Annotated in this window: 22 protein-coding genes and 1 pseudogene; 7 read left to right on the forward strand and 16 right to left on the reverse strand. The window is 49.9% G+C overall.

Annotated elements, in window-relative coordinates:
• Both HMPREF1039_RS00565 and HMPREF1039_RS00570 read left to right on the forward strand, forming a co-directional pair.
• Positions 1–408 (forward strand): DMT family transporter (locus HMPREF1039_RS00565; protein ID WP_007390444.1); only part of this gene is annotated, 408 nt, incomplete at its 5' end.
• A 124-nt stretch (positions 409–532) separates the two neighbouring features.
• Positions 533–1,420, forward strand: coding sequence for a radical SAM protein (locus tag HMPREF1039_RS00570; RefSeq protein WP_007390432.1), 888 nt, complete (start codon positions 533–535; stop codon positions 1,418–1,420).
• A gap of 46 nt (positions 1,421–1,466) precedes the next feature.
• Here HMPREF1039_RS00570 and HMPREF1039_RS00575 read toward each other — a convergent pair whose 3' ends face one another.
• From HMPREF1039_RS00575 to HMPREF1039_RS00585, 3 genes are all read right to left on the reverse strand, one after another.
• Positions 1,467–2,708: a pyridoxal phosphate-dependent aminotransferase gene (locus HMPREF1039_RS00575; protein WP_039891585.1), complete on the reverse strand. Its 1,242-nt coding sequence runs from the start codon at positions 2,706–2,708 to the stop codon at positions 1,467–1,469.
• Between the two features lie 57 nt (positions 2,709–2,765).
• Entirely contained in the window at positions 2,766–3,767 is a 1,002-nt protein-coding gene (locus HMPREF1039_RS00580) for a nicotinate-nucleotide--dimethylbenzimidazole phosphoribosyltransferase (protein WP_007390449.1), read from the reverse strand.
• A 146-nt stretch (positions 3,768–3,913) separates the two neighbouring features.
• Positions 3,914–4,957: an iron-containing alcohol dehydrogenase gene (locus tag HMPREF1039_RS00585; RefSeq protein ID WP_007390457.1), complete on the reverse strand. Its 1,044-nt coding sequence runs from the start codon at positions 4,955–4,957 to the stop codon at positions 3,914–3,916.
• A gap of 398 nt (positions 4,958–5,355) precedes the next feature.
• Between HMPREF1039_RS00585 and HMPREF1039_RS00590 the strand changes: the two genes are divergently transcribed.
• Positions 5,356–7,242: a carbon starvation CstA family protein gene (locus tag HMPREF1039_RS00590; protein WP_007390430.1), complete on the forward strand. Its 1,887-nt coding sequence runs from the start codon at positions 5,356–5,358 to the stop codon at positions 7,240–7,242.
• A 133-nt stretch (positions 7,243–7,375) separates the two neighbouring features.
• Here the strand turns inward: HMPREF1039_RS00590 and rpsR are convergent, their stop codons facing one another.
• The 4 genes from rpsR to HMPREF1039_RS00610 all read right to left on the reverse strand — a co-directional run bounded on the left by rpsR (position 7,376) and on the right by HMPREF1039_RS00610 (position 12,224).
• Positions 7,376–7,606, reverse strand: coding sequence for a 30S ribosomal protein S18 (gene rpsR, locus HMPREF1039_RS00595; RefSeq protein ID WP_007390441.1), 231 nt, complete (start codon positions 7,604–7,606; stop codon positions 7,376–7,378).
• Positions 7,607–7,649: 43 nt separating this feature from the next.
• Positions 7,650–8,063, reverse strand: coding sequence for a single-stranded DNA-binding protein (locus tag HMPREF1039_RS00600; RefSeq protein WP_007390437.1), 414 nt, complete (start codon positions 8,061–8,063; stop codon positions 7,650–7,652).
• Positions 8,064–8,079: 16 nt separating this feature from the next.
• On the reverse strand, positions 8,080–8,364 hold the full coding sequence (rpsF, locus tag HMPREF1039_RS00605; protein ID WP_007390434.1) for a 30S ribosomal protein S6: 285 nt from the start codon (positions 8,362–8,364) through the stop codon (positions 8,080–8,082).
• Between the two features lie 116 nt (positions 8,365–8,480).
• The gene (locus tag HMPREF1039_RS00610; RefSeq protein WP_007390447.1) at positions 8,481–12,224 is read right to left on the reverse strand and encodes a phosphoribosylformylglycinamidine synthase; all 3,744 of its coding nucleotides are present in this window, start codon (positions 12,222–12,224) and stop codon (positions 8,481–8,483) included.
• Between the two features lie 211 nt (positions 12,225–12,435).
• On the opposite strand from HMPREF1039_RS00610, the gene HMPREF1039_RS00615 reads away from it, so the two are divergent.
• Together HMPREF1039_RS00615 and HMPREF1039_RS00620 are read left to right on the forward strand one after the other, a co-directional pair.
• Positions 12,436–13,032: a xanthine phosphoribosyltransferase gene (locus HMPREF1039_RS00615; protein ID WP_007390456.1), complete on the forward strand. Its 597-nt coding sequence runs from the start codon at positions 12,436–12,438 to the stop codon at positions 13,030–13,032.
• Positions 13,029–13,640 carry a hypothetical protein gene (locus tag HMPREF1039_RS00620; protein WP_007390439.1) on the forward strand — a complete coding sequence of 204 codons (612 nt, stop codon included), beginning with the start codon at positions 13,029–13,031 and terminating at the stop codon, positions 13,638–13,640. The genes HMPREF1039_RS00615 and HMPREF1039_RS00620 overlap by 4 nt, the downstream gene beginning before the upstream one ends.
• A 60-nt stretch (positions 13,641–13,700) precedes the next feature.
• On the opposite strand, the gene HMPREF1039_RS00625 is transcribed toward HMPREF1039_RS00620, so the two are convergent.
• The 4 genes from HMPREF1039_RS00625 to HMPREF1039_RS00640 form a co-directional block, all read right to left on the reverse strand.
• The gene (locus tag HMPREF1039_RS00625) at positions 13,701–15,047 is read right to left on the reverse strand and encodes an acetyl-CoA hydrolase/transferase family protein (RefSeq protein WP_007390451.1); all 1,347 of its coding nucleotides are present in this window, start codon (positions 15,045–15,047) and stop codon (positions 13,701–13,703) included.
• A gap of 115 nt (positions 15,048–15,162) precedes the next feature.
• Positions 15,163–16,452 (reverse strand): RNA polymerase factor sigma-54, encoded by a 1,290-nt coding sequence (gene rpoN / locus HMPREF1039_RS00630; RefSeq protein WP_007390431.1) that lies wholly within the window; start codon positions 16,450–16,452, stop codon positions 15,163–15,165.
• Positions 16,453–16,722: 270 nt separating this feature from the next.
• Positions 16,723–17,670, reverse strand: a complete 948-nt coding sequence (locus HMPREF1039_RS00635; protein WP_007390428.1) for a 2-hydroxyacid dehydrogenase — start codon at positions 17,668–17,670, stop codon at positions 16,723–16,725.
• Between the two features lie 119 nt (positions 17,671–17,789).
• Positions 17,790–18,344 (reverse strand): 3'-5' exonuclease, encoded by a 555-nt coding sequence (locus tag HMPREF1039_RS00640; protein WP_007390453.1) that lies wholly within the window; start codon positions 18,342–18,344, stop codon positions 17,790–17,792.
• 75 nt (positions 18,345–18,419) lie between these two features.
• Between HMPREF1039_RS00640 and HMPREF1039_RS00645 the strand changes: the two genes are divergently transcribed.
• Positions 18,420–19,145 (forward strand): M48 family metallopeptidase, encoded by a 726-nt coding sequence (locus tag HMPREF1039_RS00645; RefSeq protein ID WP_232217170.1) that lies wholly within the window; start codon positions 18,420–18,422, stop codon positions 19,143–19,145.
• Between the two features lie 52 nt (positions 19,146–19,197).
• Here the strand turns inward: HMPREF1039_RS00645 and HMPREF1039_RS00650 are convergent, their stop codons facing one another.
• Genes HMPREF1039_RS00650 through HMPREF1039_RS00665 form a run of 4 tightly spaced genes read right to left on the reverse strand, consistent with a single transcriptional unit; the run spans position 19,198 to position 22,395 of the window.
• A complete protein-coding gene (locus HMPREF1039_RS00650) occupies positions 19,198–20,124 on the reverse strand; it encodes a M23 family metallopeptidase (RefSeq protein WP_007390446.1) in 927 nt (308 codons plus the stop codon).
• A gap of 18 nt (positions 20,125–20,142) precedes the next feature.
• Complete coding sequence (locus HMPREF1039_RS00655; protein ID WP_007390448.1) at positions 20,143–20,670, reverse strand: DUF4446 family protein; 528 nt, start codon at positions 20,668–20,670, stop codon at positions 20,143–20,145.
• A gap of 41 nt (positions 20,671–20,711) precedes the next feature.
• A complete protein-coding gene (locus tag HMPREF1039_RS00660) occupies positions 20,712–21,629 on the reverse strand; it encodes a ParB/RepB/Spo0J family partition protein (RefSeq protein WP_007390443.1) in 918 nt (305 codons plus the stop codon).
• Complete coding sequence (locus HMPREF1039_RS00665) at positions 21,619–22,395, reverse strand: ParA family protein (protein WP_007390438.1); 777 nt, start codon at positions 22,393–22,395, stop codon at positions 21,619–21,621. The genes HMPREF1039_RS00660 and HMPREF1039_RS00665 overlap by 11 nt, the downstream gene beginning before the upstream one ends.
• Before the next feature lie 177 nt (positions 22,396–22,572).
• On the opposite strand from HMPREF1039_RS00665, the gene HMPREF1039_RS00670 reads away from it, so the two are divergent.
• Positions 22,573–23,229, forward strand: a complete 657-nt coding sequence (locus tag HMPREF1039_RS00670) for a hypothetical protein (RefSeq protein WP_007390435.1) — start codon at positions 22,573–22,575, stop codon at positions 23,227–23,229.
• A 168-nt stretch (positions 23,230–23,397) separates the two neighbouring features.
• Here HMPREF1039_RS00670 and HMPREF1039_RS00675 read toward each other — a convergent pair.
• Positions 23,398–24,682: pseudogene (locus HMPREF1039_RS00675) on the reverse strand (adenylosuccinate synthase).
• Positions 24,683–24,692 lie beyond the last annotated feature (10 nt).

Genomic DNA, 24,692 nt, shown 5'->3' on the forward strand with positions numbered 1-24,692 from the left:
AAAGCCGGAAGAATAGTAACCTGCGCCGTCATTTTCCCGACCCTGTCCCAAGGCCCGGCTTGGCACCGGAAAGCGCCGCCCGTCAATGCCGTAGCTATGATCTTCGGCGGCCTGCTGCCGACCTTCACCTTACGCCTGTGGCGCGCATTTCCCGTATTGGATCAAGCGGGTTGGGCGGCCGTCGCCTTTATCATTATTGTCGGCACGGTCATTTCCTTTTCCTTTTTTATTCAGGGCGTCTGTGATATAGGTCCTTTAAAAGGTACCCTCATGGGTACCTTAGAACCCCTTGTCGCCTCTGCCGTTTCCGCCTGTTGGCTGCACACGTCCTTTCACGCCGTCGAACTCCTCGGCTATGCGCTGATTTTATCCACTGTATTTATTATTATGGTAAAGCCGGAAGAATAGCCGTCGCCATCGGTCGGCACGGTCATAGTACGTATGACAAAAAATTAGTAACACAACGTTAAAAAATCGTGTATAATAACGGGTATACCTTAATGGCAAAAACAATCTACAAGGAGGGTATACTATGTTCATTGATGATGCGCCGGGGCCGGTCTTTCGACCGCCCAGTGAAGCGCGCAGTTTTATTCTTCGTGTAACCATCGGCTGTTCCCATAACCGGTGTACATTCTGTTCTATGTATAAAGACTCGTCCTATCGGATTCGTTCGTTGGCGGAGATTGACGGGATTATTGAACGCGGCGCCCGGGCTATGCCGTATGTACGACGTATTTTTCTGGCCGACGGCGATGCGCTGGTCTTGCCGACGGCAAGTTTGTTGCATATTTTAAAAAAATGTTATGACACCTTTCCGCAGATTACCCGCATAGGCGCCTATGCGACTCCCAATGATATTAATCGTAAAACGCCCGAAGAGTTGCAGGCCTTAAAGGACGCCGGACTGGATATTTTATATATGGGTATAGAAAGCGGCGATGACGTCGTCTTACATCATATCCGCAAAGGTACAACGGGAGAACGCACGATTCGCGCCGGCCGAAAAGCCTTGGCGGCGGGCATGAAATTATCGACCATGATTTTACTCGGTCTGGGCGGCAAAGAACGCACCCGCGAACATGCCTTACATACGGCGCAGGTCATTTCCGCCATTCAACCGACCATGCTCAGCGCTTTATCGTTAATTATTCCCTATGGTTCCCCCCTCTATGAGGAAGTACGGGCCGGCACTTTTACGCCGTTAACGGCACGCGGCTTTTTAGAAGAATTGGCCTGTATTATCCGGGACATAGAAGTAACCCGTCCCTGTATTTTCCGCAGCAACCATGTGTCCAACCTCTTTCCGGTGGGAGGCACGTTGCCACAAGATAAAGAATCTATGCTGCTGAATTTGGAAACCTTTATTCCGCAAGCGGACGATACCTGTCCCTTATTAAATGATAACGGTAATTTTTAAAAAAAGCCGCTCTGCTTTGCAGAGCGGCTTTCGTGTATCTATCCGTCTATCTATCTTCCGTCGCCGTCGCTTGTATAGCCGCCGCCAATCCGGGAAGTTGTCGTTCGGGAATCGAACAAATCCCCAACCGTATCCCGCCATGGACGGGAAGGGCAAAAATACGGCGCGCCTGCAACCGTCGACACACCTGCATCGGCGCGGCATGCGGCAGGGAAATAAAAAATCCCGCCGTATACGGAATCATAGGCAACCCCGTCGCCCGCGCTTCTTTCGTAAACATAGCGGCCCGTCGCATAATGGTATCAAAAAACGCCCGTCGTTCCGCTTCCAATTCGGCGGTCAGCGTCTTATCCCGTCGAATGTTCGTCAGTAACGTCATGGCGGCCCGATTCACATTGGACCACGCCGTACGCGCCGAATATTTTCCCAATTCCCTAAATTCATCAATGACCGCCCGCGAAGACGACAGTCCCACTAAAGCACCCGTCCGTTGTCCGTACAACGTATAGCCTTTGGACATGCTGAAGGCAATCATAATCAACAAATGCTCTCCCGCGCCTTTAAACAGCTCCATAAAGCGACGAACTTCATGCGGTTCGCCGCTGTACGCGATATACGCAATATCCACTACCAGGCTCAGCCGTTTCCCCTTTTTTTCCTCTTCGCCGCACACATCCATCACTGCCCGCCAATCGTCATAAGTCAAGGCAAAGCCCGTAGGATTGTGTGCGGGCGTATTTAAAATAATCACTAAAGAGTCTTGGGTTTGCAACAATTCATGCACTGCTTCGGCAAACGCTTCCTGATGAAACGTGCCGTCCTCCCGTAATAATGTAAAGGTCCGTACTTTTCGTCCCACTTCTTCACAGACACTGTCATATACGGCCCAGCGCCAATCGGCAACCAGAACCCGTTCGCCCCGTTCGGCATAATTGGCGACGGCAATGTGCAGGGCACCCGTACCGCCGGCAGTAGCCACGGTTTCACAATACAGGTCCGGCCGACGGTCCGCAAAAACTTCTTCCTGAACCGCCCGACCGTACGAGTCTAAGCCCAAAGGAGGCGCATAGGCGACAAAATCGCGTATGGGCAATGCCCGATACAGTTTTTCCACTAACGGCAGACAGGCGATTTTGCCGTCTTCCCCGGCATAACACCCGACCGTGGCATTGACCACCCGATCCGCGCCGTACTGTGCCGCGGCCTGTTGTGCTGCCATGCCGATACTGAATACCACATCTTGTAATTTTTTTCCTTCTCTGTCGGCTGCCGCCATCCTCGTTGCCATCCTATCATCCTCATTTCTCTGCACTCTGTCCGCAGGCTTCACGCCATGCGAAAACGCTTACTCCGCCTGCAGGCGGCCCAATACTTGTTGCGCCGCATCCGCCAAGGCCAACCCCAAGGCCGCCCCCGTTCCCTGCCCGTCAAGATGTCCCGTTTCCAAAAACGGCGTTTGCCCCAATTTTTGCATCTGCATACGATGTACGGGCTCGTCATAATGTTCCGAAGGAAACACATACTGCGCCGTTGCCGGACATAAGGCTTGTGCCGTCAACACGGCGGCACCGGTCACGGCCGTATCGAAAAATACGCACCGTTCATGGTAGGCGGCGCCCAAAATAAACCCGGTCATTGCCGCAATATCCGGCGCCCCCGCTTGTTGTAACACGTCTAACGGCGCGGCGGGGGACAAGCGTTTTTGCGCAATACCGGTCAATAAATGACGGGTTTCCGCATCGGTACAGTCCTGAATGCGGGGAGACAAATCCGTGCGACAATATACGGCGGTCATAACCAGTGCCGTTACGAAGGCGCGTTCTCCCAACTGCCCGATTCCCAGTACGTCATATCCTTCCGCCGCCAGCGTATCCGCCAGTTGCACCCCGCTGAACAGAGCATCGAGCATTTCATCTGCCGTCATAGCTGCGCCTTTTTCCCAAAAGCGGGCGCCTTTCATGACCTGCAAATCTTGTACGCCCGGCGATTCCGGTACCGGATCTTCCAGTCCCATTTCCAGCAACAACACGCCGGCACCGACACGATGCGCCACCTGATTAATCGGACCGCAACCGGCGGCGATTTTTTCCGCCGCCGCCTTGCTTTGCCGTCCGTGCGTCTTATTTTCTTTCCCGTCAACGGCATGATCGGCGGCAAAAATCAGTACCGCTTTTTTTAAGGAAGTACGACTTCGGTCTTTAAGAATACCTCCCAATTGCGCCGCCAACGCTGCCAATTTCGGGTCCGTCTGCGGACAATGTCGGCGTAACCGCTCCCGTAACGCCGCGACCGCCCGGGTATCCGTCGGCTTGATTTGTTGTAGTAATGCCGCCAATTCACGATCCATTCCCTTACTCCTTCCCGGATATCTTCTGCAATATTTTTATTATAGCATACTGCCGGCCGTCTGTTATATAGTTCCCCTGTCGTATATTGTATACATACAAAAAAGGATACCGCTCCCTACTACGGTATCCTTTCCGTCACCATGCCTCAAGGCTGCTCTTTACTCTTGTCGGCCAGCTCCGCCAGCGCCTGTTGAAACGCTGCCGCCGCCGATTCGTTTTCTTCTCGCGAAGCCGCGGCGATTTCCCGAGCCCACACCTCCGGCGCCGCCATATCCGCCAACGAACACGGTAAGCCGATCTTTTTATAAAACGCATATAATTGCCTATATACGTCCTCTTGCCGCCGCCGGACGGTCAACAGCAACAAGCCCAGTGCCAGAGCCTCGCCGAAACAGGTGGTTTGCCGAATGCTCGGCACACCCGCTACGACATGATACAGGTCCTGCGCCGAAAATTCCCGCGCCGCCGCCTCGCCGTCGGCAGTACGGCCGAACACGGTCGGCATTCCCGCCTGTATAATAATCTGTATAAACGCCTTTTCCACGGCTGCGGACAAGGTATGATTCTTAAAATCCGTCAACGCCTGTTCCCCGTACTGTAAAAACGAAGTCAGCATTTCATTCCGCAACGCCTGCTGCGATTGCGCCGCCCAAAGGTGTGACAACGCCGTCGCCAGGCCGGCGCGAAAATGTTCCCACGGTGCCGTCATTAAAATCGGCGTGTGCAAAAAGGTGTGCACTGCCGGTCGACGGACCGGAAAATATCCGCCGAACGTACCGTCTTCTTGATATAACGTAGCTACCGCCGTAGCGGCGGCACCCGTAGACGGCGTCGTCGGAAACGCAAAAAAGGGCTTGTGCGTCTTATCCGCCGCCAGCTTGGCCGTATCCAACGCCCGACCGCCGCCGACGCCGAAAATCATCTGTCCCGCCTGAATAAACGGATTCGTCACTAAAGAAGCCACACTTTCCATGGTCGCTTCGCCGCCGTACGGCACGACTTCCAACACGCGAATATCTTGTTGCGCCAAAGCCGGCAATAAATAGGCATGCACCTTTTCCAAGGCCGTAACGCCCCCGATGATCACGGCTTGTTCGCCGAAAAAGCCGGTAACTTCGCCGATGCGATCATAAGCGTCCGTGCCGATAGTAAACGACGGCATATATATGGATTCATGAGAAATAGCCATAATTCTTTCTCCTTCCGGCAATTCCTTTTTTCTTTCTGAAAACAGTCACATTATAGCATGATTTTTTCCCCTTTTCCACCGTATATATGAAATTAATTATTAATGTCGTTCGTTTTCGTGCCAAGTTTCTTGCTAAAAAAGAATGGCTGCAACGGGTTTGCTTTAAAGTTTACCGATATGCATAATTATATGGAATTGCATTTTTCGCATAGTCTTCCATTTCTTTATTTAGTATGCAAAATGGGTTACTTTATTTTATTTGTTTTAAGCACAGTTGCCTTGAAAACTCCATATTTGTTTTATATAATGATTGTGACATATAGGAATAGGCTTTGATTTTGATTATTAATACGTATTTGTTTCACGCCTATTCACTTTATTTAAAGGAGGTTTTTCATATGAACGGGTTGTATCTTGTTATCATTTCAGCCTTAGTGCTCGTGTTGGGCTACCGTTTTTACGGCGCTTTTATTGCCGCCAAAGTTCTTACGGTAAACCAATACAAAGTAACACCCGCATTTCGTTTTGAAGACGGCCACGACTATGTACCGACCAACAAATATGTCGTATTCGGCCATCATTTTGCCGCCATTGCCGGCGCCGGTCCTTTAGTAGGTCCGGTAATCGCCGCGCAATTCGGGTATTTGCCGGGAGCCCTGTGGATTCTCATCGGCGGGGTTTTGGCGGGAGCCGTGCACGACATGGTTATTCTCTTCTGTTCCATGCGGTACGACGGCAAATCCATTGCACAAATCGCCAAGGCGCAGTTGGGCGACAAAGTCGGTCTGGCCACGTCCTTTGCCGTGCTCTTCCTGAACATTCTGGCCATGGCGGGCATGGCGGTGGTTATTGTCAATGCCTTACACGACAGCCCGTGGGGCACATTTACCATCGGCATGACCATTCCTATCGCCATTTTTGTCGGCATTTATTTACAATTTATTCGTCCCGGAAAAATTCAGGAAGCAACCGTCATCGGGGTCATTCTTACCTTATTGGCCGTAGTGGCCGGGCCTGCCGTAGCGGCTTCGCCCGTATTGGCGCCGCTCTTTACCATCAGCGCCCACGGCATCGGCGTAGCCCTCATTATTTACGGGTTCATTGCCGCCGCCCTGCCGGTTTGGCTGCTCCTGGCACCGCGTGATTACTTATCCACGTATATGAAAATCGGTACCATCGGTGCGCTGGCCTTGGGAATTATCATTGTCGGCCCGACGATCCAAATGCCGGCGACTACGCAATTTATTGCCGGCGGCGGTCCCGTTATTACCGGTCCGGTATTACCGTATATTTTCATTACCATCGCCTGCGGCGCCGTATCGGGATTCCATTGCATGATTTCTACGGGGACCACGCCCAAAATGTTGATGAACGAACGTTCCATTTTACCGGTAGGCTACGGCGCCATGCTGACCGAATCCTTTGTCGGCATGATGGCGTTGATCGCCGCTTGTTCCTTGGTTCCCAACGATTATTTCGCCATTAACTCTACGGCCATAAAATTCCAGGCCTTAGGATTACAGGTCGTCGATTTACCGCAACTTTCCGCCATGGTCGGCGAAAACGTCGCTCATCGTCCGGGCGGTGCCGTTTCCCTGGCCGTCGGGATGGCGCATATTTTCTCCCGCCTCCCCGGGTTGGATCACCTCATGAACTATTGGTATCACTTCTGTATCATGTTTGAAGCCCTCTTCATCATGACCATTATTGATGCCGGTACCCGTGTAGGTCGGTATTTGGTGCAGGAATTAATCGGTCGCGTTTGGCCGAAATTCGGCGATACCACCTGGACCCCCGGAAGCATCATCGCCTCGGCGCTGATTTCCGGTGCCTGGGGCTATATCGTCCTCCAAGGAAATCTTTCTACGATTTGGCCCATATTCGGGGTTTCCAACCAATTATTGGCAATCATTACGCTTTCCATTTCGTCCGTAGTCATTTGCAGCATGGGGAAGGCCCGCTATATTTGGGTAACGGCGATTCCGTGGGCGTTCCTGACCGTCATGATTTTCTGGGCGGATTGCCTGAACATGTTTAACATTTATCTCCCGAAAGGGGAATATCTGCTCTTCAGCGTCTCCGCCATTATGGCGCTCCTGGTTATTATTGTCAGTGTCGCTTCCATTCGGAAATGCTTCTATTTAAGCAAAACCGTCCCGGCAAGCTACACCACCACCAAGACGGCGGAAGCGGAAGAACTGAAACATTTGGAAGCGCTCATCGCGCAAGATACGGAAGAAGGACGCGTGGCCAAACGGTTCAAAGAACTGACGTTGTCCCATTAAAATCTCGGTCCGACAAAAAGACTCTCCCTCCTCGGGAGAGTCTTTTTTTGTCGACTCGGAAACTGCGAAACAACCCCGACGGGACACAAAAAAATCGGCATCGATACATACGTATCAATGCCGATTCATCGCCTTATTCCGCCGTATACGGAAGCAAAGCAATAGCTCTGGCCCGTTTAATCGCAATCGTCAATTTCCGTTGATGTTTTGCACATACTCCGGAAATCCGACGCGGTAAAATTTTACCGCGTTCTGTCGTAAAACGACGAAGTTTAGCAGTATCTTTATAGTCGATCAGGTCTACATGATCCACACAGAAATTACATACTTTTCTTCTCGGTTTTCTCGAGCGATCTCTTTTCATATTGATTTCCTCCTTTTTTAATTAAGAAGGGCTGTCTTTGACATTAAAAAGGAATATCCGTATCTTTCGCACTGTTGCCCATAGCACCGAAATTGTCGCCGCCGGCAGGACTGCTTGCAACGCCGCCGTTCCCCCGTCCCAACGGAGAACCGACAAAATCGCAATTCACTTCCGTTACATATCGTTTTTGACCGTCCTGCGTTTCATAAGAACGAGTGGTAATACGGCCTTGCACAAACACACGAGTTCCTTTTGCTAAATTGTTACCGCAGCTTTCCGCCAAAGTACCCCATGCCACACAAGGAATAAAATCAGTCATTTCTTTCTGTTCCCCTGTATCCGACGCTGTATAATACCGCGAGCAAGCCACGGTAAACCGCGTAACCGTTTTCCCGGTTTTTGTGCTGCGAACATCCGGATCTCGAGCAAGATTTCCCAATAATTGTACTGAATTCATACCTTTGCGCCTCCGCTTATTCGTCAATCTTCACAATCAACTGTTTCAAGATTTCATCACGAATTTTCATTACGCGGTCAATTTCTTTGATAATGTCAGGTTCAGCTTCGAAATTAACCAAGACATAGTACCCGTCATTCTGTTTTTTTACAGGATACGCTAAATGTCGTTTGCCCCAAGGTTCTATTTTTTCTACCTTAGCACCGTTTTTCTTCAACAAAGCATCGACAAATTCAATAATCGGTTTCACTGCTTCGTCTTCCAACGGGCGGGCAATAAACATGACTTCGTACTTATTCACGAAATCACCTCCTCTTTCGGACATATGACCCTTCCCTGAGAAGGGTTAGGAGCCTGATATAATTCAAGCTCTATTATTATAGCATTCATTGCCTGTCGTTTCAAGATTTTTTTTGCTTACTTAAAATAGTTGACGCCGCCCGCAAAGATAGGTTGTAATTTGTTCCCCTGTATATTACGGAATATATCGTCCCCGCTGAAGCGTTCACTATGTGCCATTTTTCCCAGCACCCGACCGGAAGGATCGGTAATGCTTTCTACCGCCATGACGGACTGATTCGGATTATACCGACTGTCATAGGTCGCCTTTCCCTGCGGGTCCACATATTGTGCGGCAATCTGACCGGCCGCCGCCAACTGCCGTACGACTGCGGGAGTCGCTACAAAGCGGCCTTCGCCGTGTGAAACGGGAACCGTATACACTTCTCCCGCCCGGGTCAAGCTGAACCACGGGCTTAAGGTGGAAACAATTTTTGTCCGTACCATACACGATACATGCCGTCCTATTTCATTGTATGTCAACGTGGGGCTGTCCTGCGTCAACGGCTGTACATGCCCATAGGGTAAGAGTCCCAGTTTTATTAATGCCTGAAACCCGTTACAAATGCCCAGAGCCAAGCCGTCCCGTTCATACAACAACCGTTCCAGCGCCTCCGTCAACAAGGGATTTCTGAATAAGGTGGCAATAAACTTCCCCGAGCCGTCCGGCTCATCGCCGGCACTGAAACCGCCGGGGAACATAATAATTTGCGCCTCTTCCATACGCGCGGCCATGGCGGTCAGCGATTCCTGTAACGCCTGTGCCGATTCATTCCGTAATACCATGACTTCCGTCACGGCGCCGGCACGTTCAAAGGCGGCCGCCGAATCGTATTCGCAATTGGTTCCGGGGCAAACGGGAATAAACACCTTCGGTTTGCCGAAGTCGGCATGTCGCTGTACGCTGCGCCGCGTATACAGCGGAATTTCCGCATCTCCCGCCGTCGTCTTACCATATAAGGGAAAGACCGATTGTAACGGCTGTTCCCAGGCCCGCTGCAGATCCGCCAACGGCAGGCAGTCATCGGCAACGGCAATGCGCGCTTCTCCCGCCGTAACGCCCAAAGGCCGCACATAGGGGAGCTCCTGCCAGGCCGCCGCGGTTACGCCGTCCGTTTCCACTACCAGTGAACCGTATGACGAAGAAAATAAAATATCGCCGGTAATGTCTTCCGCCAAATCGAGACCGATCGCATTGCCGAAGGCCATTTCCGCCAAAGCCGCCGCCACGCCGCCTTGTGCAACCGCCCGGGCGGCCGCTACTTTGCCTTCGCCGATCGCCTCATATAAGCGATCGCAATGGGCGCGGAACACGGCAAAGTCCGGCATGGCGGACGAATCCCGCGGCACTTCCAACAGCAATACGGCATGACCGGCTTCTTTAAATTCGGGAGAAATAATGCGGTCCGCATGTTCCGTAACGACCGCAAAGGAGACTAACGTCGGCGGCACCGTCAGTTGCTCAAACGTACCGCTCATGCTGTCTTTGCCGCCAATTGCGGCAATCTGCAGCGCGCGTTGCGCCGTATAAGCGCCCAGCACCGCGCTGACGGGCAATCCCCAGGCGTTTTCATCCGTTCCTAAACTGCGGAAAAATTCCTGCAAGGTTAAATAGGCATCTTGTCGTCTGCCGCCCAGGGCTGCCAGTTTGGCCACCGAAAGAAGTACGGCATATACCGCCCCGTGGTACGGACTCCACACGGCCAAATCCGGGTCATAGCCATGAGTCATAATGGAAACGGTAGACGTTTTTCCCTGCAGCACCGGCAATTTCGCCACCATCCCCTGTACGGGTGTTTTTTGATAGGTGCCGCCGAAAGGAAGGAGTACCGTAGCGGCGCCGATGGTACTGTCAAACCGTTCCGCCAGTCCCTGTTCGGAAGCCGTATTCAATTGCTGCATGGTCTGCAGCCATGTCGTTTTTATATCGTCTGCCGGCGGCGCCGCAAAAAAATCTTCGCTCCGCGGCGCCGTAATATGCGCCCGCCGCTGTTGAGGCACGCCGTTCGTATCCAAAAAAGCGCGCGAAATATTCACTACTTCCTGCCCGCGCCAACGCATCCGCAACCGTTTCGTGTCCGTAACTTCGGCAATCACCGTAGCCGACAGGTTTTCTTCCGCCGCATAGGCTAAAAACCGTTCTACATTCGCCGCAGCCACGACGACCGCCATCCGTTCCTGCGATTCGGAAATCGCCAATTCCGTACCGTCCAGACCTTCATACTTTTTCGGCACCGCATCCAGTTGAATATCCAAGCCGTCCGTTAATTCCCCGACCGCTACGGAAACGCCGCCGGCACCGAAATCATTGCACCGCTTAATAAGCCGGGTCACTTCGCCGCGGCGAAACAGTCGCTGAATTTTACGTTCCATCAGGGCGTTGCCTTTCTGTACTTCCGCCCCGCACGTTTGCAGGGACATAACCGTATGTTTTTTCGAAGACCCGGTGGCGCCGCCGCAACCGTCACGACCCGTTTTCCCGCCTAAAAGAATGACCGCATCTCCCGGCACCGGCGTTTCCCGCACGACATTTTTTCGCGGTGCCGCGGCGATAACCGCCCCGATTTCCATACGTTTGGCAACGAATCCCGGATGATAGTATTCTTTCACTTCACCGGTAGCCAAGCCGATTTGGTTGCCGTAGGAACTATAGCCCTTGGCCGCACCGGTCGTCAACGTACGTTGCGGTAATTTGCCGGGCAACGTATGCGCCACCGGTTGGCGCGGATCGCCGGCACCGGTAACCCGCATCGCCTGATAGACATAGGCCCGACCGCTCAACGGGTCCCGTATACAACCGCCTAAACACGTCGCCGCCCCGCCGAACGGTTCAATTTCCGTCGGATGATTGTGGGTTTCATTTTTAAACAATAGTAGCCATTCTTCCGTTTTTCCTTCTACCTCGACGGGCACAATAATAGTACAGGCGTTAATTTCTTCCGATTCATCCAAATTTTTTAAGGCCCCCGCCGCTTTCAGTTCCTTCACGGCAATCGTAGCCATATCCATAAGGGATTCGGGTTTATGACGCTGCAATTTTTCCCTCGTTGTACGATAGGTTTCATAGGCTTTGCGAATAGGCGCGGTAAACGGACTTTCGTCTACTGTTACTGCTGTCAACTCGGTCATAAACGTAGTGTGCCGACAATGATCCGACCAGTACGTATCAATGACGCGAATTTCGGTGACCGTCGGATCCCTTTTTTCGTCCTGCCGGAAATAGGTTTGACAGAAAGCCAGATCTTCCGGACTCATGGCCAATCCCATGTCTTGTAAAAGCGCTTGTAACTGCGCTTCATCAAACTGACGAAAGCCTTCGATACAAGGCACCGGTGCCGGCGTTTCCCACGACATTTGCAAGGTTTGACAAGGTGCCGACGACGCTTCCCGGGCTTCTACGGGATTGATGCAATACGTCCGGATCGCCGCCATATCCGCTTCTGAAAGCGTTCCCTGCAACACTGCCACACGGGCGGTACGCACCATGCCGTCTTGTCGCATAGTCAGCATTTGTAAACACTGCATGGCCGAATCGGCACGTTGGTCATATTGTCCCGGCTGATATTCAATGGCCAGGACATGATCCCCCGCTGCCGTCGGCAAGGTATCATACACCTCGTCAACCGGCGGTTCTGAAAAGATCATATTCTTGGCGGAAATAAACATGTCTTCGCTTAAACCGCTCACATCATAGCGCTGAAAAATACGCAGCGATTGTATCCCCCGTATGGATAAATTGTCTTGTAAATCCGCAAGCATGCGTTTTTCTTCATCGGCAAACTCTTCTTTTTTGGCAACATACAAACGTCTGATAGACTGCATGTTATGACCTCCCTTACTACGCTCGCAAAGCTATAGATAAAAGTTTTACCTATTTAGTATAACGGTTTTATGACGCCCTGTAAATTAAAAACCGCAGCGCCCCCGGTCACCGGGGCGCCGACCGCTTTTTGCCGCGCTGTATTTGACTTTAAAAAAGTGGCGTATTAAACTATATATATTCATCAAATCGCCGGGTAGGGAGGCGCCTTATATGTTGGAATTGGAAAATCGTATAAAAAAAGATGGTCGCGTAATTGATAACAGAATCTTAAAAGTTGACAGTTTTCTTAATCATCAATTGGATCCGGCCCTGCTCACCCGCATGGGGCAGGAATTGGCCCGGTTATATGCCGACACGGCGATTGATCGGATTGTCACCATTGAAACCTCCGGCATTGCCGTCGCCTATGCGGTCGCCATGGCCATGGGAAATATCCCGGTAGTCTTCGCCCGAAAAAAACGCTCTCTTCTGAGCGTTGATGACCAATATGTCACGTCCGTTTATTCGTATACGAAAGAAGAAGAATATACGGCTTCCATCAGCCGGCAATATCTTCCCGCCCGCGAAAATATATTGATTATTGACGATTTTTTGGCCAGCGGCGCCGCCGCCCTGGGCCTCATTCGCCTGGTGCAACAAGCCGGCAGTCGGACGGCGGGCATCGGCGTCGTCATTGAAAAGACCTTTCAACCCGGACGGGCGACCTTGGAACAGGCCGGCTATCGTGTAGAAGCCTTGGCCTCTATTGAATCCTTCACCGACAATCAACCGATTTTCACTTCTTCTCACGTAAGGAGAAAAACATGAGAGCACAGTTCTTTGACGGCTTTAATTTTTCTACATTCAAATATAGTATTGTAGCCATTGAAAACCCGGATTCTTTTTTTCATATTCAAGATTTTTCCCTGCATCCGGCCATGCATACGGAAGCCTGTATCCGCGGATATACCTGTATCTTCGGCATTAACGAAGAAAAAAAATTAACCTTGCAGACCTTATTTACCAATAACAGCGGCATGACTCCGCCCTGTATTGACGAAATTTCGCCGCAATCGTTTCATTCTCCCGCCGGCGACTTGCGCTATGATTTGCGCCATGTCCTTCCTTATACGGGCTCCCTGCTCATTGCCAATCATTTTCTCCATGCCTATTTTATGCCTTTCGGCTTTCAGCTGCCGCATGCGTTTGAAAAGGTTTTCGAATTGACTTTTTCCCGCGGCTTATTTGTGCAGGTACGCGACCGCTCCCGGGATGCCAAAAGGCTGCGCCTGGAATATGCCGAGCCCCTTTCGGCCGGAAAAAAACTCCGTATCCGCTTGGGCGGCATAATCGGCCAATCGGAAGAATACGGCTTTGACGAGGAACTCATCGCCCAATATATGGATTTAAGTTATGATACTAAATATTTATTTTAATCCCAAAAAGGACAACACCGAAGTGTTGTCCTTTTTTTGTGCTATACACCTTGCCGCCGGTTATAACGCCAGCTTGCTGGTCTTGGTCCAAATCCCCATTTTTTCCGCATCGCCGATCAACTGTTCCCTGAAATCCGGATGGGCAATAGAAATTAACGCTTCCGCCCGTTCCCACGTAGAACGACCGCGCAATAACGCGATCCCGTATTCAGTCACCACATAGTGCACGGCCGAACGCGGCGTCGATACAATCGACCCCTGCGGTAACGTCGGCAAAATCAGCGATTCCAAAGAACCGTCCGCTTTTTTCCGGGTCGAATGGAGGCATAAAAAGCTTTTCCCGCCTTCAGACGCATAGGCGCCCTGGGCAAAGTCCAACTGTCCGCCCGTACCGCTGATATGTTGGAAGCCCGCCGATTCGGAATTAACCTGCCCGTACAAATCCAAATTAATACAACCGTTAATAGAAATAAATTTATCAATGCCGGCAATGACATGAATATTATTCGTATAATCTACCGGCGCATTAAATACAATTTGATTGTCATCAATAAAATCATATAGCCGTTTCGTACCGCCTGCAAAGGCATATACGATTTTACCGCGATCCCGCGATTTATTTCCCGTAATTTTTCCGGCCTCATATAAATCCAGGTAGGAATCCACCAACATTTCCGTATGAGCGCTCAAGTCTTTCACATCGGACTGCGCCAGTTTATTTCCGATAGCATACGGCGTACCGCCGATTCCCAGCTGAATCGTACTGCCGTTTTCAATAAGCGGCAATACAAAATCCGCTATTTTTTCATCTTCCGCCGTGGCGGCTTTATTCTTCAATTCCGCCATCGGCGAATGCGACCCTTCGACAATATAATCCACCGCCGCAATATTTAATTCCGTTTCATACCCCAAGGCCTTCGGCATATTGTTATTCACTTCTACAATCACTTCTTTTGCCGCCCGCAGCAATCCCCGCAAATCCGCCGCTTGCGGTCCCAAGTTGAAATTCCCCCAGCGATCCATGGGATGTACTTGAATAATCAGTTTATCAATCCGGTCCCAGTATTTCGGCAATTCATTAAACAACATGGGAATAAACCAGCACCGCCCGTCTTTATTCATTTTCCGATCCATACTGTTCATATGAGCCGAAGCGAACCGCACTTGCGTATTGGAAGTGCTCTCCGTATACACGGCATACGGCTCGGACTTAATCAATACGGAACCGACAATTTCCACGCCGCGCAACGATTGAATGCGCGCTCCCAACGCGCGATCAATGTCCACCGGTGCCGATAAGCCCAAGCCGTAAGAAATACGATCGCCGTCCTGTACCCGGGCCGCCGCTTCAGCAGCCGTAATTTTTCTTTTTTCGTACTCTCCGGCAATTTGTGAAATTCTGTACATAATAAATTCCTCCCTGAGTATAAAATAATACATATAATAAAGCCATTATTTTCATAGTATGCCCTTGTTTTATTATTTATTTGTGAAAATAATAACTTTTGTGAATAAAAAACAGTTACAACATATATCTTCTTCTCCGTATACTGCTGTTCGGAATATTTAATTTTAACCGAAATTTGGTAACAGTCCGTCGTGATATAGTAATATGTTGTTCTCCCAGTACATCACACAGTGCCTGATCCGACAACGGTCGTAATTTATCTTCTCCGGCAATCAGGGTTTGCAGTTCCTTCATGACAAATTTATCCGATACGCGCTCTTCATTTTCTTCACAACATGCATATGCGCGGCCGAAAAACTCCTGAAACGCATAGACGTTGCCCTGAAACAGCATATACCGCGCACGACAAACTCGACTCACCGTAGAAGCGCTCAAGCCGGTTACTGCGGCAATATCCTTTTGTAATAACGGTTTAATCGCCATTCCTCGTGTAAAAAATTGCTGCTGCACTTGCAAAATATATTGCATCACGCGAATAATCGATGCCCGCCGATAGGCCAAAGCCTCTTGTAAAAGGAGAAATCCCTGCCGATACTTGGCCAAAAAGCAGCGCGTTTCTTTATCTCCCGCCCGATAATATAAATCATACAGGTCTTTTCTGAAGGTAAGCGGCGGCAATTCTTCTAAAAACCGCAGAGAAAACGTACCGTTTTCCCCCGCTTGCACTTCCACTTCCGGGCGAATATATGCGGCACGCTGTGTATATTGCCGTGCCGGATAGGGCTGAAACGGCTTCAAAAACAGGCGAATATCCCGTAATTGCCGCATCGATACACCGGTCTTCGCCGTAATCGTATCCCAGCGCCCCTGTAAAAAATCCGTAAAATGCTCTCGTAAGACCGCTTCCGTACCGAACGGCGGTATTTTTTCGCTGTGTTTTATTTGTAACAACAGGGACTCCTGTACGGAGGCCGCCCCCACGCCGGGCGGGTCGCATTCCTGAATTAACGCTAAGGCCTGCCGCATGTCCTCATACGAAATATGCCCCGCTTCTCCCAAGGCTTTTAAATCTCCCGTAAAAAAGCCGTGTTGATCCAACGAACAGACAATGCGCCGCACGCCCTCCCGAACGGCGGGGGTACATTGATAGCAACGAAGTTCCCGTAATAAGGCTTCTTCAAAAGAAAGGTCGCGATCGGGAATTTTTTCCCACAACGCCGCAGACTCCTTCTCTTTTCCGGTTTTATACGAAACAGGTTCCATCTCCAATAAGGGATTTTCTATGATTTTTTCTTGTATAAATTCATGCAAATTTTGTGTCGGCAACGCCAATACCCGCATGGCCAATACTTGCCGTTGTGTGAGTTTGACTTGCTGCTGCAAAATCAAATGAGTAGAAAGCATCCTTCTTCACCGGTCCTTATCTTAACTCCTATATAGTTTTAGTCTAGCATGTCCCCCCGGATAGAGCAAAGTTTTTTGTTAATATATATACATTCGGTATAACAAGATAATTTACATTACCCGTAAATATACCGGTGGCAAATAGTTTGTTTGCCATCATAATGATATACCTATAATAGGTATATCATTGTTTTTCACGGGTATATTGTTTTCCGGGCACGAAAAATAAGCGCATTCCCGCAGGAATGCGCCGTTTGTATAGTCAAGCGATTATACCACACAATTTTTTTGTCGGCCTTGCAAAAAGGCCTCAATATTATCAAAGACAATGTTCGCCCGTTTCAACATGGATTCTTCCGTAGCAAAAGCGGCATGCGGTGTAACAATCGTATTTTTGCTGTGCAATAGAGGATGATCCGCAGGCAACGGCGGTTCCACCTCAAAGACATCAATGCCGGCGCCCGCAATGGTACCGGCGTTCAAGGCTTCCGCCAAATCGACGGCATTCACGACGGGACCGCGCGCTTCATTGATTAAAAAGGCGGTCGGTTTCATATAGGACAGGACTTCCGCATGAATAAGGCCGCGGGATTTTTCCGTAACCGGACAATGCAACGACACAATGTCCGCCTGCTGCAGCAACTCTTTTAGGGGCATATAGGTAATTAATGCCGTATTCGGCTTATGGGAAAACCCGTTATACGCAATGACCGAGGCGCCGAACGCATGTACCAATTCGGCAACTTTCATGCCGATAGCCCCCGTACCGATGAGCCCTACCGTTTTGCCCGCCAGTTCTCTGCCCACCAGGCCGTTCTTCGTGCCGCCGGCGCGACAGGCCGCATCCGCTTGCGGAATATTCCGTAACAGATTCAGCATCATGGCCAGGGTAAGTTCCGCTACGGCTACGGTAGAATATCCCGAGGCATTGCTCACTTTAACGCCGCAGGCTTTCGCCGTTTCCAGATCTACATGATCTACGCCCGTAAACGCTACATCAATAAATTTAAGGTTTTTACAGGCCCGAATTACTTCTCCGCGTAACGGCATATTGGCAATCATCAAAATATCCGCTTTCTCGGCGGCCCGTATCTGCGCCTGCACCTCATCATTACGGGCATAACTCGTAAACGTATGCCCTTGCGCCTGCAGCTTTTCGGCATACGAAGCCAACACGGCCGCCTCAATTCCCAATGATTCCAACAATACAATGTTCATAAAAAAACACTCCTTTCCCAATCGAATCTACATAATTTCATTATATAGATATTTTTGAAAAAAGTAAGGAGTATTTTAAAAAGAGAATTATCAATACGCAAGCATGCGTTCTATATATATTACAAGGTATGAATAGGTAATGCCAGGATCCGCATCAATTCTTCCACCGAATCCGCCCCTACCGTACGAGCCGCCGCACACAGAATATACGCGCACGCTCCGGCATCTTCCAGGGCATGATGATGGTGAAAAGAATATCCCAACATATTCGCAACGGTATCCAATTTGTGGTTGGGCAATTGCGGCCAAACTTTCCGCGAAATTTGCACGGTACATACATAGGTTGCCGCCGGTACGTCCAAATGATAGGTTTTTAAAGTACTGCGAAGTACACGCGTATCAAATACGGCATAATGCGCCGCCAATATTTTTTTCTCCATACACGGCTTAAACAACGGCCACAACTGTAAGAAATTTTTTTCTTGCCGCACCTGTTCCGGGGTAATCCCGTGTATGGCGATATTCGTCGGCTCAAAGGTCATAAAAGGCGGCTTAATCAAGCTATATTGTTCTTGTATACATTGCGTCCCCCGCATTTGCACGGCGGCCAATGAGCAGGCACTGTTGGCATACTTGTTGGCCGTTTCAAAATCAATAGCTGTAAATTCCAACATTTTTTTCTCCCTTATTTGTGCTATACTGAAAGCAATACCGCCCCTCTATGTACGCTTATTTCAGAAAGGCTTATGATGACAACCACAACCGAAACGTTATATATTTCTTATGATCACCGGTCCTATGCGGTGACAATTGAACGCAAAGCCGTAAAAAACATAACGCTCCGCCTGTATCGCCACGGCACGCTTAAGCTTTCCGCCGCTCCCGATGTGCCGATGCCGCACCTGCAGGACTTTCTACTGCGTCATTCCCGCCGCATCTTCGCCGCGCTGACGCGGCTGCAATCTATGCCGCAATCTCCCGCCATAACCTTACAGGACGGGGAGTCTTTGCGGTTGGGCGGCCTTCCTTATACGTTATCGTGGTGTACGGGTACGCAAAATCGTGTAAAAAAAAGCGGTCATACCGTTTATATGTATCTTACGGACAGGCAATTTTCCACTCGTCGCCGCCTCTATTACCGTCTGCTTCGCCGGGAAGGCGAATGCTTATTCGCCGACAGCGTCCGCCGCATGTTTCCGAAATTTCGGGACTATGCCGTTTCCTTTCCGGCCGTCAAACAACGTCGCATGCATGCCCGTTGGGGCTCCTGCCTGATGCCGGCGGGAATTATTACGTTCAATACGTATTTGGCCGTTATGCCGCCCCGACTTATCGACCATGTAACGGTTCATGAAATGTGCCACTTAATTCATCCCGATCATTCCCGCCGTTTCTATCAGGTAATGACCGAAATCATGCCGGATTGGCAAGAAAGACGCAAGGCCCTGAGCGACTATCTGCCGTACTGTATATAAAGCGCAATGACCACAAAAGACCTTTTACATCCGACATGCAAAAGGTCTTTTGTTACGGTAAAAACAACATGGGATCCACCGGTTTTCCTTGTATACGTACTTCATAATGCACATGTGGCCCCGTAGTTCTCCCCGTATTGCCGGAAAGAGCAATAATATCCCCCGCCTGTACATGCTGTCCCGCCACTACCAGCAACAGGGAATTATGCGCATAGCGTGTGCTGTAGCCCTGTCCATGCGCAATTTCCACCAGATTTCCATACCCGGCAATCCACGCGGCTACCGTAATGTTTCCGGTCGCCGCAGCATGCACCGGCGTACCGACAGGGACTCCGATATCCACGCCTTCATGAAAAGAAGAGGCGCCGGCAGTCGGGCATATACGCGGTCCGAACGGCGAAGTAACCGGTCCTTTTACCGGCCAAAGAGACGGTACGGTACAGTCTTTGTACACGGAGTAGGACGGTGCGGTCGCCGCCCCGCCGACACCGGCCGTAAAGACCTTTTTCAAAGCAATAAATTCAATAATACGGGCATTCATATGTATTTCCAAACGTCCGGCAGCCGGTGCCAGCTCATTGTAAGAAGTGTCGCTGCGAATAGTAGCGGCACGGTTCTTTTCTGTCCGGCTGCCGTCAATTTTTGGGAGCGCGTCTCCCCCTTGCCCTTTTGCCATTTGTCGTAATTCGCGACTTAACGCATCCATGGTCTGCATTTTTTTCTGCAACCCGTCTAAACGCTGCGTCACCAATTCCCGTTGTTGCCCGGCTAATTCCAAATCCTGCCGGGCTTGCTGCAACGCCAAAAATTGATATATACAAATACCCAATACGACGACAATGAACGCCGCACTCCCCATAAGCACGCGTATATATAGGCGAATAAGCCGTGGCGACAGTGTTCCCTGTGCCGTTTCCCCCTGCCGATACAGTAAGAGAAATCGTCTTACCGCCTGTCGCAGGCCCTTATCCTCCCGCACACAAACCAGATCCTTTCCTTACTCCCGCGACGGTTCTTCCCGGCTTTCCCCGGTATCCTGCAGGGCTTGTTCCAAACTGTCCTGTTCTTCCATACTCATACTGTATAAACAGTGACCGTTGCGAATTTCCTTGGCAAAAATTCGCGATTCGTTTCTGCCGTATACACTGGATAAGCAAAAGCCGTCATTTTTTCCGTCCAATACGGTAAACGCAAAACTTAATTTATTGCCGATATTTTCAAAAGCATTGTATTTTACAAAACCGATTTTTTGAAAACAATGTTGTTGTACCTGCAATAATACTTGCTGTTCCGAGCGGACGTTTGCCAATAATTCCTGTACCTGATGCAACTTCGCCACATCTTCCCGCAATTTACGTTCCACACTTTCCCCCGTGGCATCTTGCATAAAAAATGTATATTGTCGCGTCACGCGATTCAGCCGTATGTGCAAACTGATAATGCACACCAGCAAAAGAATGAGAATAATACACGCCGCCCCCGCCATAACTACTTCCACACCGGGTAAATTCAATCCGAAAAACATGGTTCCTCCTGCCTAACCGCTCGGTCGGTTATCTTTCCTTCTTATACGGGAAACGATATAGCCGATCCGGATGCGGCTTCTTCCGCATCCGTCAATAAACTCATTAATCGTTCAAATTCTTTTTCTGAAGCAAACGAAATTTCAATTTTGCCGCTTTTTTTGCCGCGAGCCAAATGAATCGCTACTTTCGTACCTAAATGCAGTTTCATTCTGTCCTGCAAGGATTCCAGAAAGGCATCCGCCGATCCGGTTTCTTTTTTCTCTTTACTTTGATTGAGATTTCTGACATAGGTTTCCGCCTGTCTGGCGGAAAGGGCGCGACTCACAATCACTTGTGCCGCCGCCAGCTGTTTTTGCCGGCCGGAAAGCTGTAATAAAGGACGTACCTGTCCCATAGATAAGACGCCGTTACTGACCATCTCTTTAACTTCCTCCGGCAATTGCAATAAACGAATCATATTCGCGATTTGCGCTCTGCTTTTGCCTACTTTTTCCGCCACTTCCGCCTGTGTCAGGCCGAAAGAATCCATCAGTGCTTTGTAGGCGCAGCCTTCTTCAATCGCATTTAAGTCTTCCCGTTGTAAATTTTCAATTAAGGCGACTTCCGCCGATACTTGGTCTTCATACGTACGCACCAAGGCGGAAATAGTTTTCCAGCCGCACAGTTTAGCGGCTCGCAACCGCCGCTCGCCGGCAATTAAAGAATACTCGCCGTTCTCTTGTCGTTGCACAATAATCGGTTGCACCAACCCGTACTGTTTTAACGAGTCCGCCAAGGCCTGCAAATTGTCTTCTTCAAAAACGCGCCTCGGCTGATGCGTATTCGCCTGAATATGCGTTAACGGAATGTCCTGTACGTCCGCCGTCGACGCCCCGGCTGTACGGGTCGGCAGGAAAGCGCCCAAACCGCGTCCCAACCCATGTTTATTATTAGGCAGTCCCGTCTTTTTAGACGACACGTTTCTTCACCTCTTTTGTTAATTTTTTATATACTTCCGTACCTTTGGAACGGGGATCATATACGGTAATCGGTTGCCCGTGACTCGGAGCTTCTCCCAATCGTACATTACGCGGAATGATGGTTTTAAAAACCCGGCTGCTGAAGTATTTTTTTACTTCTTCCGCCACCTGAATCGACAAATTGGTCCGACCGTCATACATCGTCAGCACTACGCCCAATAACTGTAGAGTGCGATTCAAGTCGGCTCGTACCATTTCTACCGTTTGCATTAATTGCGCCAATCCTTCCAACGCATAAAATTCACATTGCACGGGAATCATCACATAATCCGCCGCCGTCAGGGCATTAATCGTCAACAGTCCCAGCGAAGGCGGACAATCAATAATAACATAGTCATACGATTCCGCCGCCGTTTGTTCCCATTCATGAATACGCTGTTTTAAAATGTATTCGCGAGCGTCCATGCCCACTAATTCAATCGTAGCCCCGGCCACATCCATCGTCGCCGGCGCTACGGTCAATTTTTTTACAAGTGTCGGCTGCAATACCTCCCCCAGCGGCATCGCGTCAATTAAACTGTCATATATGCTCCGCTGCAACCCGCTCTTGTCGATCCCCAGACCGCTGGTCGCATTTCCCTGCGGATCCAGATCAATAAGTACCGTTTTTTTACCGCTTTCCGCTAAGCAGGCACTTACATTGACAGCCGTTGTCGTCTTGCCGACGCCGCCTTTTTGATTGGTTACGGCAATAACATGTGCCACCCCGTCCACCTCATTCCCAAAATCTTTCCGTTCATGCCTATAGTATACCATACTATACCTATGGCAACCAGCATTTTACACCGTACGCACCGGTTTTACAAAATTATTTTTTGTCCTTCTCTCCTGTGCTATAATAATAGCAATATTGCAGTTTTCTCCGAGAAAGGAAGTGCCTTTATGGCTATATACACCGATACGTTACCGCCTATCGAACCGACAAAGGTTAAAAATTTCTTAGCCGCACGCGGTCAAAATAAATTTACGGAACCGGTCATTGCCGATGCCTGCCGGCAAATCGAACAAGTGGCGACGCCGCAGGGAATTTTTCGGCAGGGATTTTATGATGCCGCTTCCGCGCATTTTTTATGTGATCATTCGTTTAAAATACAAAGTCGCCAATTACTCCCGTTACTTGCCGATGCGGCGATTCTAATCGCCGGGGTCGTGACCTTGGGAAGTGCCGTACAAGCTTGCATTGACGAACGCTTTTTAGCGAAAGATTTTTCTCGCGGCATCGTCCTGGATGCGGCCGCCGGCGTAGCCCTGCAACTGTATGTCGAGCAATTCACGCAAACCTTAAATGAATTGGTCCGAGATAAGAATTATCGTGTAACCCTGCGCTTTACACCGGGAACCGGCGATTGGCCGTTACAACAGCAAGTCTTCGTCGCCCAAGCGGCAGGCGGCGAAGAAATCGGTATCGGCGCCACTTCCGGCGGCTTGTTGACGCCGCGTAAATCCCAAGCCGCCCTGTTTTGTCTCCGTGCCGACGGCAGCTGTTCCGGATCCGGTTGCGCCGGTTGCGCTTTATCCGGCGGTTGTTGCGGAAATTAATCTGCCGAAAGAACCGTTCCCGGACAACCGACAGACACATACAACATACCTTTTGGCAAACGCATACGGCGGGGTATTGATACCCCGCCGTATTATTGTATGCCGTCGAAAACTGCAGAAAAAACGCGCCGTACTTCCTTACAGCCTTTTGTGTGCTCCTAACAGAATTTAAAAAATATCCTGCAAAATAATCGTCTGTTCCCGATTCGGTCCTACCGAAACAATGCCCAACGGCACGCCTACTAACGCGCTGATACGTTCCACATACGCCCGTGCGGCGGCCGGCAAATCTTCATACTGACGGCAAGCGGAAATCGGCGTCCGCCAGCCGGGCATTTCTTCATATACCGGTTCTACATGTTCCAATACTTCCAAACTTGCCGGATACTCTTTCAACAACTTTCCCTTATACCTATACCCGGTACAAATCTTAATCGTTTGTAAGCCGTCCAAAATATCCAAGCGTGTAATCGCCAAATAATCCAAACTGTTCAACATGGCCGCATAGCCGACAACCGCCGTATCCAACCAGCCGCATCGACGCGGTCTCCCCGTAACCGTACCGAACTCATGCCCGGTCTGCCGCAAATATTCTCCTGCTTCATTCACTTGTTCCGCAGGAAAAGGACCGGCGCCGACCCGGGTCGTATACGCTTTCACTACCCCTACAATGTTTTCCATCTTTCCCGGTCCTACGCCGGAACCGACACAAGCGCCGCCGGAAGTGGGATTGGAACCGGTTACAAACGGATAGGTGCCGTGATCCAAATCCAACATGGTGGCCTGAGCCCCTTCAAACAACACTTTTTTTCCTTGTCCGATATAATGATTCACAGAATAATCCGTATCTTTTACATACGGGCGAATCTGTTCCGCATATCCTAAATATTCTTGTAACACCTTGTCATACGAAAAACCTTCACAGCCGTAATAGGTTTTAAACAGACGATTTTTCAATTCCATATTTTGTTTTAATTTTTTTCGAAACACCGTTTCGTCCATCAAATCGCCGATGCGGATGCCTACGCGATTCACCTTGTCGGCATAGCAAGGCCCGATGCCGTTTTTAGTCGTACCGATCTTATTGTCGCCCTTAAGTTTTTCATCTTCTTCATCAATGCGAATATGATACGGCAAAATAACATGCGCGCGCGTGGAAATTTCCAAGGTACTGATTTTTACGCCTCGTGACGTCATGCTTGCAATTTCTTCCAATAATACTTTCGGATTCACAACGACACCGCTACCGATAATACAGGTTTTATGCGAGAACAAAATTCCCGACGGTAAAAGCCGCAATGCAAAGGATTGATCATTCACCACCACCGTATGGCCGGCATTATTTCCGCCTTGTGACCGTACTACGACATCGGCTTTTTTGCGCCAAATAGTCCACAATTTTACCTTTACCTTCATCACCCCATTGGGTACCTATTACCATTGCTGTAGCCATAGCTTCAACA

It is taken from the genome of Megasphaera lornae (assembly GCF_000214495.1).
Taxonomy (GTDB): Bacteria; Bacillota; Negativicutes; order Veillonellales; family Megasphaeraceae; genus Megasphaera; species Megasphaera lornae.

What these genes read in the sequence shown, in the direction of transcription:
- HMPREF1039_RS00620 (WP_007390439.1), top strand. Translation starts at nt 13,029, where the DNA reads ATGAGAGCACAGTTCTTTGACGGCTTTAATTTTTCTACATTCAAATAT.
- HMPREF1039_RS00655 (WP_007390448.1), bottom strand. Translation starts at nt 20,670, where the DNA reads ATGTTTTTCGGATTGAATTTACCCGGTGTGGAAGTAGTTATGGCGGGG.
- HMPREF1039_RS00585 (WP_007390457.1), bottom strand. Translation starts at nt 4,957, where the DNA reads ATGGCTATTTCTCATGAATCCATATATATGCCGTCGTTTACTATCGGC.
- rpsR (WP_007390441.1), bottom strand. Translation starts at nt 7,606, where the DNA reads ATGAAAAGAGATCGCTCGAGAAAACCGAGAAGAAAAGTATGTAATTTC.
- HMPREF1039_RS00615 (WP_007390456.1), top strand. Translation starts at nt 12,436, where the DNA reads ATGTTGGAATTGGAAAATCGTATAAAAAAAGATGGTCGCGTAATTGAT.
- HMPREF1039_RS00570 (WP_007390432.1), top strand. Translation starts at nt 533, where the DNA reads ATGTTCATTGATGATGCGCCGGGGCCGGTCTTTCGACCGCCCAGTGAA.
- HMPREF1039_RS00635 (WP_007390428.1), bottom strand. Translation starts at nt 17,670, where the DNA reads ATGAACATTGTATTGTTGGAATCATTGGGAATTGAGGCGGCCGTGTTG.
- HMPREF1039_RS00645 (WP_232217170.1), top strand. Translation starts at nt 18,420, where the DNA reads ATGACAACCACAACCGAAACGTTATATATTTCTTATGATCACCGGTCC.
- HMPREF1039_RS00575 (WP_039891585.1), bottom strand. Translation starts at nt 2,708, where the DNA reads ATGGCAACGAGGATGGCGGCAGCCGACAGAGAAGGAAAAAAATTACAA.
- HMPREF1039_RS00625 (WP_007390451.1), bottom strand. Translation starts at nt 15,047, where the DNA reads ATGTACAGAATTTCACAAATTGCCGGAGAGTACGAAAAAAGAAAAATT.
- HMPREF1039_RS00670 (WP_007390435.1), top strand. Translation starts at nt 22,573, where the DNA reads ATGGCTATATACACCGATACGTTACCGCCTATCGAACCGACAAAGGTT.
- HMPREF1039_RS00600 (WP_007390437.1), bottom strand. Translation starts at nt 8,063, where the DNA reads ATGAATTCAGTACAATTATTGGGAAATCTTGCTCGAGATCCGGATGTT.
- HMPREF1039_RS00590 (WP_007390430.1), top strand. Translation starts at nt 5,356, where the DNA reads ATGAACGGGTTGTATCTTGTTATCATTTCAGCCTTAGTGCTCGTGTTG.
- HMPREF1039_RS00580 (WP_007390449.1), bottom strand. Translation starts at nt 3,767, where the DNA reads ATGGATCGTGAATTGGCGGCATTACTACAACAAATCAAGCCGACGGAT.
- HMPREF1039_RS00610 (WP_007390447.1), bottom strand. Translation starts at nt 12,224, where the DNA reads ATGCAGTCTATCAGACGTTTGTATGTTGCCAAAAAAGAAGAGTTTGCC.
- HMPREF1039_RS00640 (WP_007390453.1), bottom strand. Translation starts at nt 18,344, where the DNA reads ATGTTGGAATTTACAGCTATTGATTTTGAAACGGCCAACAAGTATGCC.
- rpoN (WP_007390431.1), bottom strand. Translation starts at nt 16,452, where the DNA reads ATGCTTTCTACTCATTTGATTTTGCAGCAGCAAGTCAAACTCACACAA.